Source organism: Curvibacter fontanus (genome assembly GCF_054780335.1).
This window is the reverse complement of sequence record NZ_BAAGWN010000011.1, coordinates 68,873-82,800: the sequence shown is the minus strand read 5'-3', so window position 1 is coordinate 82,800 and position 13,928 is coordinate 68,873. Positions and strand designations below refer to the sequence as shown.

The window sequence follows — 13,928 nt, the reverse complement described above, 5'->3', positions numbered from 1 at the left end:
TGCACAGCACGGAGGTTATCCAGTGAGCGCCCATACCATCATGTTCAATCTGCAGCAGGCCCTGCCCTGGCTGGCCGGCGTGCGCCTGGTGGGTGATGGCCTGGTCGGTGTGCAGCGCGTGCACAGCGACACGCGCACCCTGCAGCATGGCGACCTGTTCGTGGCGCTCCAGGGCGAGCGTTTCGACGGCAACACTTTCATCGCCCAGGCCCAGCATGCCGGCGCGGTGGCAGCCCTGTGCAGCGACGAGGCGGCCCTGCGCGCCTCGGGCCTGAGCGGCCTGGTCGTGAGCGACGGCAAACGGGCGCTGGGCCAGCTCGCCACGGGCTGGCGCGCGTTACACAAGCTGCCGCTGATCGCCGTGACCGGCAGCAACGGCAAGACCACGGTGACGCAGATGATCGCCGCCATCCTGCGGGCCTGGAAGCCGCAGGCCACCCTGGCCACCGAAGGCAACCTCAACAACGAGATCGGTGTGCCGCTGACCCTGCTGCGTCTGCGCGGCACGCACCAGCAGGCCGTGGTCGAGCTGGGCATGAACCACCCGGGCGAGATCGCCCTGCTGGCCGGCATGGCCCAGCCCACGGTGGCCCTGGTCAACAACGCGCAACGCGAGCACCTGGAGTTCATGGCCAGCATCGAGGCCGTGGCACGCGAGAACGGTTCGGTGATCTCGGCGCTGGGGGGCAGCGGCACGGCCGTGTTCCCGGCCGATGACGCGTACAGCACCCTGTGGCATGAACTCGCCGGTGCGCGGCCGCAACTCACCTTCGCCATCACGGAGCGGGCCGACGCGGCCGATCTCAGCTGCGTCACGCCCCAGTGGAGCGGCGCGGCCTGGCAGGTCCAGGCGCGCACCCCGGCCGGCCCGCTGCAGTACAGGCTGCACGTGGCCGGCCTGCACAACGTCAAGAACTCGCTGGCCGCCGCCGCCTGCGCGCTGGCGGCGGGGATTCCCCTGTCGCACATCGCCCTGGGGCTGGAGGCCTTCGAGCCGGTCAAGGGCCGTTCGCTCGCGCTCGCGCTCCAGCTCGGCGGCCGCACCCTGACCCTGGTGGACGACAGCTACAACGCCAACCCGGATTCGGTGCGCGCCGCGATCGACGTGCTGGCCGGTCTGCCGGGCCCGCATCTGCTGGTGCTCGGTGACATGGGCGAAGTGGGCAGCGAGGGCCCGCGTTTCCATGCCGAGGTCGGCGCCTACGCGCGCGAGCGCGGCATCGAGCAGCTCTACGCCCTGGGGGAGCAGACCGCACATAGCGTGGCGCACTTTCAAGGGGCGCGCCATTTCAGCGACGTCGAGGCGCTGAACGCCGCCGTGCTGCAGGTCCTGCCTGATCTGGCCAGCCTGCTGGTCAAGGGCTCGCGCTTCATGCGCATGGAGCGGGTGGTGCAGGCGGTGAGCGCGCACGCCGAACAGAACAAGGAAGAACATCATGCTGCTTAGCCTGGCCCAGTGGCTCCAGACCATCTCGCCCGAATTCGGCTACTTCCGGGTCTTCCAGTACCTGACCTTCCGCGCCGTGATGGCCGCGCTGACCGCGCTGCTGATCGGTCTGGTGGCCGGACCCTGGGTGATCCGGCGTCTGCGTGAGCTCAAGATCGGCCAGCCCGTGCGCGGTTACGGCATGGAGACGCACCTGTCCAAAAGCGGCACGCCCACCATGGGTGGCGTGCTCATTCTCATGGCCATCGGCATCTCGACCCTCTTGTGGTTCGACTGGTCCAACCGCTTCGTCTGGATCGTGCTGGCGGTCACCCTGGGTTTCGGCGCGATCGGCTGGGTGGACGACTGGCGCAAGGTGGTCAACAAGGACCCCGAGGGCATGCGTTCGCGCGAAAAGTATTTCTGGCAGTCGGTGATCGGGCTGATCACCGCCTTCTACCTTGTCTTCTCGATTTCCGGCAGCAGCAACCAGGGCGTTTGGGAGTTATTCGTCACCTGGGTTCGTTCGGGTTTCTCGGTCGATCTGCCGGCGAAAGCCGGCCTGCTGCTTCCTTTCTTCAAAGAGGTCAGCTACCCGCTGGGTGTGATCGGCTTCGTCGTGCTGACCTATCTGGTCATCGTCGGGGCCAGCAATGCGGTGAACCTGACCGACGGCCTGGACGGCCTGGCCATCATGCCGGTGGTCATGGTCGGCTCGGCGCTCGGTGTCTTTGCCTACGTGACCGGCAGCGCGGTCTATTCCAAGTACCTGTTCTTCCCGCACATCCCGGGCTCGGGTGAGGTGCTGATCTTCTGCTCGGCCATGGCCGGTGCGGGCCTGGCCTTCCTCTGGTTCAACACGCATCCGGCCCAGGTCTTCATGGGTGACGTGGGCGCGCTGGCCCTGGGCGGCGCGCTGGGAACGATCGCCGTCATCGTGCGTCAGGAGATCGTGCTGGCCATCATGGGCGGCATCTTCGTGGCCGAGGCCCTGAGCGTGATGCTGCAGGTGAGCTGGTTCAAGTACACGAAGAGGAAACACGGCGAGGGCCGGCGCCTGTTCAAGATGGCCCCGTTGCACCACCACTTCGAGAAGAGCGGCTGGAAGGAGACCCAGGTGGTCGTGCGCTTCTGGATCATCACCATGCTGCTGTGCCTGGTGGGCCTGTCGACCTTGAAACTGCGATGAACGAAAACGACCGACCCGACGATCAGCCCCGGCTGCTGCCGCCTCAGGATGAGGCGGCTTCGGTGTCTTTGCCGACGGCAAATGTGCCCACGCAGGGCGCGAACGATGCCCCTGCGCCTGATAGCGGACAGGATGCGCCGCCGTCTTCTGTCGATGCCGAACCCCGGGTTTCCGTGCCCGCGACCGGCAAGCCGGCCAAGCGCCCCCTGCCCGAGACCCTGACGGCCGCGCGTGACGCTGCGGCCTTTGTCGCCCAACTGTTCACCGATGCGGGTACGCCCGAGCCAACGGCGCCGGCGCCGGTCGCGCCGGATGACAACAACAGTGCCGCATCGCAGGAGGAGGCCTCCGCCAGCGAGCCGGCGCCCGAGCCCGTGGTGTCACCTCTGCAAGGCCAGCATGTGCTCGTGCTGGGCCTGGGTGCTTCGGGCCTGGCCATGGTCCGCTGGTGCGTGCGCCAGGGTGCCCGTGTGACGGTGGCCGATACCCGTGAGACACCGCCCCAGCTGGCCCAGCTGCAGGCCGAGTTGCCGCAGGTCGAATTCCGTGCGGGCGCTTTCGAGGCCGGCCTGGTCGAGGGGCAGGGCATCCGTGCCGTCTTCAAGAGCCCGGGCCTGGCGCCGGCCGCAGTGGCGCCGGTCTGGTTGGCCGCGCAGTCCATCGGCCTGTGGGTCGGCGGTGAGCTGGACCTGTTTGCGCGCGCCTTGCGCGATCTGCGGGCCGAGCGGGCCTATGCCCCCAAGGTGCTGGCCATCACAGGCACCAACGGCAAGACCACCGTGACCTCGCTGACCGGCCAGCTGGTGGCCCATGCGGAGAAGACCGTGGCGGTGGCGGGCAATATCGGTCCCAATCTGCTCGACGTGCTGGCCCGGCACATCGATGCCGGCACCCTGCCCGAGGTCTGGGTGCTGGAGCTCTCCAGCTTCCAGCTCGACGGTACGCAGGGTTTCGAGCCCACGGCGGCCGTGGTGCTGAACCTCACGCAGGACCATCTGGACTGGCACGGCAGCATGGCGTCTTACGGGGCGGCCAAGGCGCGCATCTTCGGCAGTCAGGGCCTGCTGGTGCTCAACCGCGACGATGCGGCGGTGATGGCCATGCTGCCCGAACCGGTGCGCGTCAAGCTGCAAAAGCCGCAGTGGCGCGAGTACCTGAGCTTCGGGGCCGAGATGCCGCAGCGCCCGGGTGACTACGGCATCGAGATGGTCAACGGCATGGCCTGGCTGGTGCGCGCGCAGGAGGCCGACGAGACGCAGAAACGGAAAAAGGGTGAAGAGGAAGAGATCTTCATCCAGCGCCTGATGCCGGCCGACGCCCTGCGCATCCGCGGCCGCCACAACGCCACCAATGCCCTGGCCGCGCTGGCCCTGGCCCAGGCCGCCGGCTGCGCCTTGGGCCCCATGCTCTACGGCCTGCGCGAATACCGCGGCGAGCCTCACCGGGTCGAGCCGGTCGCGATCGTGAACGGGGTCGAGTACTTCGACGACAGCAAGGGCACCAATGTCGGCGCGACTGTGGCCGCCCTCACCGGCCTGGGCGCCGAGCGCCGCATCGTGGTCATCCTGGGTGGTGACGGCAAGGGCCAGGACTTCACGCCCTTGTACGCACCGGTGCAGCGTTATGCGCGGGCGGCCGTGCTGATCGGTCGCGACGCGCCGGCCATCCGCGCGGCGGTGCAGAGCGCCGGGGTGCCTCTGCTCGACGCCACCACCCTGCCCGGGGCCGTGGCCCTGGCGCGGCAACAGGCGCAGGCGGGGGACGCCGTGCTGCTGTCGCCGGCCTGCGCGAGCTTCGACATGTTCGACAACTACGAGCACCGCGCACGCGTCTTCGTCGAGGCCGTGCAGACCCTGTCGGATGAAGGGGGGCTGGCATGAGTGCCTATGACGCGCTCTGCGGACGCATGACCTCGCCGCTGCGCGGCATCGATGACGAAATGGCTGACGTCATGCGGGCGCAGCGGGCGTCATCGACAGGAGGCCGGGTATGAGCGCGCTGACGCAGCGCCTGCGTGGCTGGTTCGGCGCCGCGCCGGCGACCGATGCCCTGCCCGTGCGTCTGGGGCCGCAGGGCTACGGACGCAGCGGCAGCCAGCCCGTGCGCCTGTCCGACTTCGATCATGCGCTGATCTGGGTCGTGGTCACCCTGCTGGCCTGGGGTCTGGTGATGGTCTACTCGGCCTCCATTGCGCTGCCCGACAACCCCAGGTTCGGCCGTTACGCGCACACGCACTTCCTGAGCCGCCACCTGCTCTCGCTGGCGGTGGCCTTTGTGCTGGCCCTGATTGCTTTCCAGATCCCCATGGCGAAATGGGAAAAGATGGCGCCCTGGCTGCTGCTGACCGCCCTGGCGCTGCTGCTGGCCGTGCTGATTCCCGGCATCGGCAAGGGCGTGAACGGCGCACGGCGCTGGATCTCGCTGGGCGTGATGAACTTCCAACCCTCGGAGCTGGCCAAGCTGGCCGTGCTGCTGTATGCGGCCGACTACATGGTGCGCAAGATGGACGTGAAGGAGCATTTCTTCCGCGCCGTCGCGCCCATGGGGGCGGCCGTGGCGCTGATCGGCGTGCTGCTGCTGGCCGAGCCCGACATGGGCGCCTTCATGGTGATCGCGGTCATCGCCATGGGCATCCTTTTCCTGGGTGGCGTCAACGCACGCATGTTCTTCCTGATCGCGGCCATCCTGCTGGTGGCCTTCGTGCTGATGATCGCGCTGAGCGAGTGGCGGCGCGAACGCATCTTCGCCTACCTCAACCCCTGGGACGAGCGCCACACCCTGGGCAAGGGTTACCAGCTCTCGCACTCGCTGATCGCCTTCGGGCGCGGCCAGATCTTCGGTGTGGGTCTGGGCGGCAGCGTCGAGAAGCTGCACTGGTTGCCCGAGGCGCACACCGACTTCCTGCTGGCCGTGATCGGCGAGGAGTTCGGCCTGCTGGGCGTGCTCACCATCGTCGCGCTGTTCTTCTGGCTGACCCGCCGTGTCATGCACATCGGCCGCCAGGCCATCGCGCTGGACCGCGTCTTCGCCGGCCTCGTGGCCCAGGGCGTGGGCGTGTGGATGGGTTTCCAGGCCTTCATCAACATGGGCGTGAACCTCGGCGCCCTGCCGACCAAGGGCCTGACCCTGCCCTTCATGAGCTACGGCGGTTCGGCCATCCTGATGAACATGGTGGCGGTGGCCATCGTTCTCAGAATCGACTATGAGAACCGGCAACTCATGCATGGGGGGCGGGCATGAGCAAGTGCGCCCTTGTGATGGCGGGCGGAACCGGCGGGCACATCTTCCCGGGTCTGGCGGTAGCCGAGGCCCTGCGCGAACGCGGCTGGCGCGTGCACTGGCTGGGCAACCAGAGCGGCATGGAGGGCCGGCTGGTGCCGCCGCACGGTTTCGCCTTCGAGAGCATCGATTTCGGCGGGGTGCGTGGCAAGGGCCCGCTGACCCTGGCCTTGCTGCCCCTGCGCCTGCTCAAGGCTTTTGGCCAGAGCATCGGGGTGATCCGTCGTGTCAAACCCGACGTGGTGATCGGCCTGGGAGGCTACATCACCTTTCCGGCGGGGATGATGGGGGTGCTGCTGGGCAAACCCCTGGTGCTGCACGAGCAGAACTCGGTGGCGGGCATGGCCAACAAGGTGCTGGCCGGCGTGGCCGACCGTGTGTTCAGCGCTTTCCCGGGGGTGATGAAAAAGGCGCAGTGGGTGGGCAATCCGCTGCGCGCTGCCTTCCTGCGCCAGCCTGCGCCGGCGGCGCGTTTTGCCGCACGCAGCGGACCACTGCGCCTGCTGGTGGTGGGCGGCAGCCTGGGCGCCCGGGCGCTCAATGAGGTTGTGCCGCGCGCCCTGGCCCTGATCCCCGCCGCGCAGCGGCCGCAGGTCATCCACCAGAGCGGGGCGACGCAGATCGATGCGCTGCGCGCCAACTACGCGGCGGCCGGCGTGCAGGCCGAACTGACGCCCTTCATCGACGACACGGCACAGGCCTTTGCGGCAGCCGATCTGGTGCTTTGCCGCGCCGGCGCCAGCACCGTGACCGAGATCGCCGCGGTGGGTGCGGCTGCCATCTTTGTGCCCTTCCCGGCGGCGGTGGACGACCACCAGACCGCCAACGCCCGCTTTCTGGTGGACCAGGGAGGCGGGCTCCTGTTGGCCCAGAACGACATGACGCCAGAACGACTGGCCGAACTGCTGCAGGGCACGGACCGCAGCACGCTGCTGCGCTGGGCCGAGCAGGCGAGCAAGCTGGCCCGGACCGAGGCCACCGCACAGGTGGTCGCCGCCTGCGAGGAGCTGGCACGATGAAGCACGCGATCCACACATCCATTTCGTCGAGAAACAGAAGTGCCACCAAAATGAAGGAGGCGCTGTGAAGCACGCGATCAAGCACATTCATTTCGTCGGCGTGGGCGGCTCCGGCATGTCCGGCATCGCCGAGGTGCTGCACAACCTGGGTTATGCCATTTCGGGTTCGGACCTCAGCGACAGCGCCACGCTCAAGCGCCTGGGTGGACTGGGCATCAAGACCTGCGTGGGTCACGCACCGGGCAACATCACCGGCGCCGATGCCGTGGTCACGTCCACGGCCGTCAAGCCCGACAATCCGGAGGTGCTGGCCGCGCGAGAGAAACGCATCCCCATCGTGCCGCGCGCCGTCATGCTGGCCGAGCTCATGCGCCTCAAGCAGGGCATCGCCATCGCGGGCACCCACGGCAAGACCACCACCACCAGTCTCGTGGCCAGCGTGCTGGCCGAGGCCGGGCTGGACCCGACCTTCGTGATCGGCGGGCGCCTCAACAGCGCCGGCGCCAACGCCCGCCTGGGCAGCGGCGACTACATCGTGGTCGAAGCCGACGAGAGCGACGCCTCCTTCCTCAATCTGCTGCCCGTGATGGCCGTCGTGACCAATATCGACGCCGACCACATGGAGACCTACGGGCACGACTTCGGCAATCTCAAGAAAGCCTTTGTCGATTTCCTGCACCGCATGCCCTTTTACGGCACGGCCATCCTGTGCACGGACGACGCCGCGGTGCGCGAGATCGTGTCCGAGGTCAACTGCCCCATCACGAGTTATGGCTTCAACGAGCAGGCCCAGGTGCGCGCGGTGAACGTGCGAGCCGTGGCCGGCCAGATGCACTTCACCGTGCAGCGGCGCAATGGCGTGGTGCTGCCGGACCTGGACGTGGTGCTCAACCTGCCGGGCCGGCACAACGTGCTCAACGCACTCTCGGCGATCGCGGTGGCGGCCGAGCTGGACATTGCCGACACCGCGCTGCGCAAGGCCCTGGCCGAATTCAAGGGCGTGGGCCGGCGTTTCCAGCGTTATGGCGAAGTGAAGGCCAAAGACGGCGGCAGTTTCACGCTGATCGACGACTACGGCCACCACCCGGTGGAGATGGCGGCCACGCTGGCCGCGGCGCGCGGCGCCTTCCCCGGGCGGCGCCTGGTGCTGGCCTTCCAGCCGCACCGTTACACGCGCACGCGCGACTGCTTCGAGGATTTTGTCAAGGTCATCGGCGAGGCCGATGCCGTGCTGCTGGCCGAGGTCTATGCCGCGGGCGAGGCCCCCATCGTGGCGGCCGATGGCCGCAGCCTGGCGCGCGCGCTGCGTGTGGCCGGCAAGCTGGAACCGGTCTTCGTGGACGACATCGCGGCCATGCCGCAGGCGATCCTGGACAACGCACGCGACGGCGATGTCGTCATGTGCATGGGGGCGGGCTCCATCGGTGGGGTTCCAGCCCGGGTGGTGGATCTCGGGGGGCAGCGATGAATGATGACGCCCGCTGCGCGGGCATGACCTCGCGCCTTCGGCGTCTTGATGATGCGGGCTGCGCCCGCATGACTTTCGTCATGGCGTCTGCCGCGCCGTCATGGAAGTCGCGCCGCGACGAAGTCATGCCCGCGCAGCGGGCGTCATGTGAAAGAAGCGAGGAGACGAAGTGGATTTAGGAAAAGTTGCCGTGCTCATGGGCGGGTCCTCCGCCGAGCGCGACATCTCGATCATGTCGGGCACGGGTGTGCTCCAGGCCTTGCTGTCGCGCGGGGTGGATGCCCACGCCTTCGATCCCTCCTTGCGTGATCTCGGCGAGCTCAAGCGCGAGGGCTTTGCGCGTTGTTTCATCGCGCTGCATGGTCGCTTCGGCGAGGACGGCACGGTGCAGGGCGCGCTGGAACTGCTGGGCATTCCTTACACGGGCTCGGGCGTGATGGCCTCCAGCATCGCCATCGACAAGGTCATGACCAAGCGCATCTGGCTGGCCGAGGGCCTGCCCACGCCGAGGTGGCAGAAGGTGGCCAGTGCCGCTGCCACGCGCGCAGCCCTGGCCGAACTGGGTGCACCCATGATCGTCAAGCCCGCACGCGAAGGTTCGTCCATCGGCCTCACCAAGGTGATGTCGGCCGGCGAATGCGACGAGGCTTATGCCAGGGCCGCGCAGGTGGACGAGCAGGTGCTGTGCGAGCAGTTCATCAGCGGGGAAGAGGTCACGGTGCCCGTGCTGGGCAGCGGCGCGCAGGCGCGTGCGCTGCCGGTGATCCGCATCGTCGCGCCCGACGGCAACTACGACTACCAGAACAAGTACTTCACCGACGAGGTGAAGTACCTGGTGCCCTGCGGCCTGCAGGCGGGCGAGGAGGCGCATGTCCAGCAGCTGGTGCTGCAGGCCTACGCGGTGCTGGGTTGCCGCGGCTGGGCGCGGGCCGACGTGATGATCGACGCAAAAACGCGCAAGCCCTGGTTGCTGGAGATCAACACCGCGCCCGGCATGACCGGGCATTCCCTGGTGCCCATGTCGGCACGGGCCGCCGGTATCAGCTACGAAGACCTGTGCGTGTTGCTGCTGCAGGCGGCCGCGCTGGACCACGGAGGGGCGCACGCATGACCCACCCCCTGCCCGTTCCCCTCGACGTCAAGCTCATGAACCTGACAGCCAATCTGCTGCTGCTGGGTTTCATGCTGCTGGGCCTGGGCACGGGCGGGCGCTGGCTGGTGCAGCACCCGGTGTTCGCGATCCGGGGTCTGACGGTGCTGGGCGATATCAGCCATACCAGTGCGCTGACGCTGCGCGCGCACGTGGGCTCGCAACTCAAGGGCACCTTCCTGACGGTGGACCTCAACGCCGTGCGCCTGGCCTTCGAGTCCGTGCCCTGGGTGCGGCGGGCCGTGGTGCAACGTGAATTTCCCAATCGCCTGCGCGTGATCCTGCAGGAACACCAGGCCGTGGCCTACTGGGGCGAGGAGGGCGAGTCGACCCTCGTCAACAGCTATGGCGAGGTGTTCGAGGCCAACCTGGGTGAGATCGAACAGGACGAACTGCCGCGCCTGGACGGGCCGGTCGAGCAGTCGGCCCAGGTGCTGGCCATGTACCGCGAACTGCGGCCCCTGTTCGAGGCGCTGGACCTGCCCATCGAGCGGCTGACGCTGAGCGGGCGCGGCAACTGGGAGTTGCAGCTGGCCAGCGCAGCGGCCATCGAACTGGGCAGTGGCGACGTGCCCGAACTCACGGCGCGGGCGCGGCAGTTTCTCGGCACGGTGACGCAGGTGGCGGCCCATCACGGCCGCAAGCTCGATGCGCTGGAAGGCGCCGACCTGCGTTATGCGCAGGGTTACGCGCTGCGGCTGCGCGGCGTGAGCACGGTGACGGCGCAGGCCGCGTCCAGGAAGAACTAGGAACAAAGATACAGCAGGACCCACGACATGGCAAAAGAGTACAAGGATCTGGTCGTCGGACTCGACATCGGCACCGCCAAGGTGATGGTGGTGGTGGCCGAGGTGCTGCCCGGCGGCGAGCTCAAGCTCGCCGGCCTCGGGGTGGCGCCGAGCAACGGGCTCAAACGCGGCGTGGTGGTGAACATCGACGCCACCGTGCACAGCATCCAGCAGGCCCTGAAAGAGGCCGAGCTGATGGCCGACTGCAAGATCACCCGCGTCTACACCGGCATCACGGGCAGCCACATCCGCGGCATCAACTCCAGCGGCATGGTGGCCGTGAAGGACCGCGAGGTCAGCGGCGCCGACGTGGCGCGTGTGGTGGAGACGGCCAAGGCCATCAACATCTCGACCGATCAGCGCCTGCTGCTGGTCGAGCCGCAGGAATTCATCATCGACGGGCAGGACGTGCGCGAGCCCATCGGCATGAGCGGCATCCGCCTGGAGGCCAAGGTGCACATCGTGACCGGCGCGCAGAGCGCGGCCGAGAACATCATCAAGTGCGTGCGCCGCTGCGGCCTGGAGGTGGAGCAGCTCATGCTCAATCCCCTGGCCTCCAGCCTCTCGGTGCTGACCGACGACGAGAAGGAACTGGGCGTGGCCTGCGTGGACATCGGCGCGGGCACCACCGACGTGGCGGTGTTCACGGGCGGGGCCATCCGCTACACCTCGGTGATCCCGATCGCCGGCGACCTGATCACCAGCGACATCGCCATGGCCCTGCGCACACCGACCAAGGACGCCGAGGACATCAAGGTCGAGAGCGGCTTCGCCAAACAGCTGCTGGCCGACCCCGACGTCCAGGTCGAAGTGCCGGGCCTGGGCGACCGCGGCCCGCGCATGCTGAGCCGACAGGCCCTGGCCGGCGTGATCGAACCGCGCATCGAAGAGATCTTTTCACTGGTGCAGCAGGTGCTGCGCGATTCGGGCTGCGAGGAAGTGCTGTCCTCGGGCATCGTGCTCACCGGCGGCAGCTCCATCATGCCCGGCATGATCGAACTGGGCGAGGACATCTTTCTCAAGCCCGTGCGCCGCGGCCTGCCCAAGTACAGCGGGGCCCTGTCCGACATGGTGGGCCAGCCGCGCGCGGCCACCGTCATGGGCCTGCTCGAGGAGGCGCGTCTGGCGCGCCTGCGTGGTTACAAGGTGGCGCAGAAACATGGCTCCATGAAAAACGCCATGGGCCGCGTCAAGGACTGGTTCATCGGGAATTTTTAGGTCCTCCACATGAAACACAGGCTCTGGTTGGCAAGGGGAAGTCCCCATCAGCGACGGCGGTGCACGGGACCGCCGGGCTGAGCGTTCAGCGAAGCATCGAATCGAGACACATCAAGGCAATTGCATATTAAGGAGAAGCACCATGGACGGCATCGAAATGTTTGAAGAGGCAGCCTTCAATCTGGGCACCCAGATCAAGGTCATCGGCGTGGGCGGGGGCGGCGGCAACGCCGTCGAGCACATGATCCAGCGCGAAGTCCAGGGCGTGGAGTTCATCTGCGCCAACACCGACGCGCAGGCCCTGAGCCGCAGCAGCGCGCACAAGGTCATCCAGCTCGGCGGCAGCGGCCTGGGCGCAGGCAGCAAGCCCGAGAAGGGCCGCGAGGCCGCCGAAGCGGCGGTGGAGGACGTGCGTGCCGCGATCGAGGGTGCGCACATGCTGTTCATCACCGCCGGCATGGGCGGAGGCACCGGCACCGGCGCGGCCCCCGTGATCGCACGCGTGGCCAAGGAAATGGGCATCCTGACCGTGGGTGTGGTCACCAAGCCTTTCGACTTCGAAGGCGGCCGCCGCATGACCAACGCCGACGCCGGCCTGGTCGAGCTGGAAGCCAATGTCGACTCGCTGATCGTCGTGCTCAACGAGAAGCTGATGGAGGTGCTGGGTGACGACGTCAGCCAGGAAGCCGCTTTTGCCCACGCCAACGACGTGCTGAAAAACGCGGTGGGCGGCATTGCAGAAATCATCAATGTGCCGGGCGAAATCAACGTCGACTTCGAGGACGTGCGCACGGTCATGGGTGAGCCCGGCAAGGCCATGATGGGCACGGCCGTGGCCAGCGGCCCGGACCGCGCGCGCATCGCCGCCGAGCAGGCCGTGGCCTGCCCTTTGCTGGAGGGCATCGACCTCTCGGGCGCCAAGGGCGTGCTGGTGCTGATTTCCGCGGCCAAGGGTTCGCTCAAGCTGAAGGAATCCCGCCTGGCCATGGACACCATCCGCGCCTACTCCTCGTCGGATGCGCACGTGATCTACGGCACGGCCTATGACGACAGCCTGGCGGACAACATCCGCATCACCGTGGTGGCCACCGGCCTGTCGCGCCAGGGTGTGCGCCGCACCGCGCCGCCGCTGCAGGTGCTGCGCACCGGCACCGACAACGTGCCTTTTCAGGTGCCCACGCTGAACCATGCCGTGGCCCCGGGCACGCCGGCCGCCGCCCCCGGCGCAGCCCAGCCCGACTACAACGCCATGGCCACACCGAGCGTCTGGCGCACGCGCGACCGCACCCAGGCCGCGGCCAAGGTGGATGCGCTGTCGTCCGGTGGCATGGACGATTTCGAGATTCCGGCCTTTCTGCGCAAACAGGCTGACTGAGTGAGGTGGTTTGTGCCCCGCAGGTAGCGGCGGGGCGCGACTTGGTCTAGGATCGATCATCAGGGCCGCCCCGGCATGCAAGCCGCATGCGCGGGCGGCATCGATTTTTTTGACCGACAGGAGTGACTCCTATGAGCTTGCATCGACGTCCCTTCCTTGCCCTGGCTTCGGGCCTGGCCCTGGTGCTCTCGGCCTGTGCCGTGGGCAGGGTGAGCGTGCCGCAGGAAACCGTGTATGCCGTGACCCGGCAGCACGAGCTGATCCGTTTCAAGTCGGACCGTCCCGGGCAGGTGCTGGAGCGCCGCAGCCTCAGCGGCCTGGCGCCCGGTGAAAGCCTGCGCGGCATCGACTACCGCGTGGCGCGTGGTGTGCTCTTTGCGCTGGCCGACAGCGGCCGGCTCTACACCATCGACACGGCGCAGGCCCGACTGGCGCCGGTGGCCGCCGCCGCGCCCGTGCCCTGGCCCGTGCAGGGCGGCGTGACGGGTTTTGACTTCAACCCCACGGTGGACCGCATCCGCGTGCTCAGCAGCAGCGGACAGAGCCTGCGCCTGCACCCCGAAACAAATGCCGTGGTCGACGGCAACCCGGCCCAGCCTGGCCTGCAGCTCGACGGCGGCCTGCACTATGTGGCCGGCGACCGCCATGCCGGTCGCACGCCGGATGTGTCCGGCGTGGCCTACACCTACAACAGGAAGAACGAGAAGATCACCACCAACTACGTGATCGACCGCGCGCTGGGCGCCCTGCTCATGCAGGGTTCGGCCGAAGGGGCCGAACCGGTGATCTCGCCCAACACGGGCCAGCTGCGCACCGTGGGCCTGCTGGGCACGGGTGCCCTGGCCGAAGCGCACTTCGATATTTCGGACATCGCCAACACGGCCCTGCTCGCGGCCCGGCTCGCCGGTCAGACCCAGACGCGTCTGTACCAGGTGGATCTGGCCAGCGGACGTGCCACCGAGATCGGCTTGATCGGCCAGGGCGAGCCCCTGGCCGGCATGGCCATCGAGCCCTGA

At 67.9% G+C, this 13,928-nt stretch carries 11 protein-coding genes; all 11 read left to right on the top strand.

Annotated features, from left to right (window positions below):
* Nucleotides 1-40 precede the first annotated feature (40 nt).
* The 11 genes from ACYVH8_RS06495 (at nucleotide 41) to ACYVH8_RS06445 (ending at nucleotide 13,928) form a co-directional block, all read left to right on the top strand.
* Nucleotides 41-1,447 carry a UDP-N-acetylmuramoyl-tripeptide--D-alanyl-D-alanine ligase gene (locus ACYVH8_RS06495; RefSeq protein WP_460488260.1) on the top strand — a complete coding sequence of 469 codons (1,407 nt, stop codon included), beginning with the start codon at nucleotides 41-43 and terminating at the stop codon, nucleotides 1,445-1,447.
* Nucleotides 1,437-2,615: a phospho-N-acetylmuramoyl-pentapeptide-transferase gene (gene mraY, locus ACYVH8_RS06490; protein WP_460488063.1), complete on the top strand. Its 1,179-nt coding sequence runs from the start codon at nucleotides 1,437-1,439 to the stop codon at nucleotides 2,613-2,615. Before ACYVH8_RS06495 ends, mraY begins: the two co-directional genes overlap by 11 nt.
* A 377-nt stretch (nucleotides 2,616-2,992) precedes the next feature.
* On the top strand, nucleotides 2,993-4,495 hold the full coding sequence (murD, locus tag ACYVH8_RS06485; protein WP_460488259.1) for a UDP-N-acetylmuramoyl-L-alanine--D-glutamate ligase: 1,503 nt from the start codon (nucleotides 2,993-2,995) through the stop codon (nucleotides 4,493-4,495).
* Between the two features lie 109 nt (nucleotides 4,496-4,604).
* The gene (gene ftsW, locus ACYVH8_RS06480) at nucleotides 4,605-5,855 is read left to right on the top strand and encodes a putative lipid II flippase FtsW (protein ID WP_460488062.1); all 1,251 of its coding nucleotides are present in this window, start codon (nucleotides 4,605-4,607) and stop codon (nucleotides 5,853-5,855) included.
* Nucleotides 5,852-6,913 carry an undecaprenyldiphospho-muramoylpentapeptide beta-N-acetylglucosaminyltransferase gene (murG, locus tag ACYVH8_RS06475; RefSeq protein ID WP_460488061.1) on the top strand — a complete coding sequence of 354 codons (1,062 nt, stop codon included), beginning with the start codon at nucleotides 5,852-5,854 and terminating at the stop codon, nucleotides 6,911-6,913. Before ftsW ends, murG begins: the two co-directional genes overlap by 4 nt.
* A gap of 64 nt (nucleotides 6,914-6,977) precedes the next feature.
* Complete coding sequence (murC, locus tag ACYVH8_RS06470; RefSeq protein WP_460488060.1) at nucleotides 6,978-8,381, top strand: UDP-N-acetylmuramate--L-alanine ligase; 1,404 nt, start codon at nucleotides 6,978-6,980, stop codon at nucleotides 8,379-8,381.
* Between the two features lie 169 nt (nucleotides 8,382-8,550).
* Nucleotides 8,551-9,492 carry a D-alanine--D-alanine ligase gene (locus ACYVH8_RS06465; RefSeq protein ID WP_460488059.1) on the top strand — a complete coding sequence of 314 codons (942 nt, stop codon included), beginning with the start codon at nucleotides 8,551-8,553 and terminating at the stop codon, nucleotides 9,490-9,492.
* Complete coding sequence (locus tag ACYVH8_RS06460) at nucleotides 9,489-10,280, top strand: cell division protein FtsQ/DivIB (RefSeq protein WP_460488058.1); 792 nt, start codon at nucleotides 9,489-9,491, stop codon at nucleotides 10,278-10,280. Before ACYVH8_RS06465 ends, ACYVH8_RS06460 begins: the two co-directional genes overlap by 4 nt.
* Before the next feature lie 27 nt (nucleotides 10,281-10,307).
* On the top strand, nucleotides 10,308-11,537 hold the full coding sequence (gene ftsA / locus ACYVH8_RS06455; RefSeq protein WP_460488057.1) for a cell division protein FtsA: 1,230 nt from the start codon (nucleotides 10,308-10,310) through the stop codon (nucleotides 11,535-11,537).
* A 142-nt stretch (nucleotides 11,538-11,679) separates the two neighbouring features.
* Nucleotides 11,680-12,912, top strand: coding sequence for a cell division protein FtsZ (ftsZ, locus tag ACYVH8_RS06450; protein WP_460488056.1), 1,233 nt, complete (start codon nucleotides 11,680-11,682; stop codon nucleotides 12,910-12,912).
* A 131-nt stretch (nucleotides 12,913-13,043) separates the two neighbouring features.
* On the top strand, nucleotides 13,044-13,928 hold the full coding sequence (locus ACYVH8_RS06445) for a DUF4394 domain-containing protein (protein ID WP_460488055.1): 885 nt from the start codon (nucleotides 13,044-13,046) through the stop codon (nucleotides 13,926-13,928).

Excerpts from the sequence above, each read along its gene's own strand:
- ACYVH8_RS06495 (WP_460488260.1), top strand. The coding sequence starts at position 41 with ATGTTCAATCTGCAGCAGGCCCTGCCCTGGCTGGCCGGCGTGCGCCTG.
- mraY (WP_460488063.1), top strand. The coding sequence starts at position 1,437 with ATGCTGCTTAGCCTGGCCCAGTGGCTCCAGACCATCTCGCCCGAATTC.
- ftsW (WP_460488062.1), top strand. The coding sequence starts at position 4,605 with ATGAGCGCGCTGACGCAGCGCCTGCGTGGCTGGTTCGGCGCCGCGCCG.
- murG (WP_460488061.1), top strand. The coding sequence starts at position 5,852 with ATGAGCAAGTGCGCCCTTGTGATGGCGGGCGGAACCGGCGGGCACATC.
- ACYVH8_RS06460 (WP_460488058.1), top strand. The coding sequence starts at position 9,489 with ATGACCCACCCCCTGCCCGTTCCCCTCGACGTCAAGCTCATGAACCTG.
- ftsA (WP_460488057.1), top strand. The coding sequence starts at position 10,308 with ATGGCAAAAGAGTACAAGGATCTGGTCGTCGGACTCGACATCGGCACC.
- ftsZ (WP_460488056.1), top strand. The coding sequence starts at position 11,680 with ATGGACGGCATCGAAATGTTTGAAGAGGCAGCCTTCAATCTGGGCACC.
- ACYVH8_RS06445 (WP_460488055.1), top strand. The coding sequence starts at position 13,044 with ATGAGCTTGCATCGACGTCCCTTCCTTGCCCTGGCTTCGGGCCTGGCC.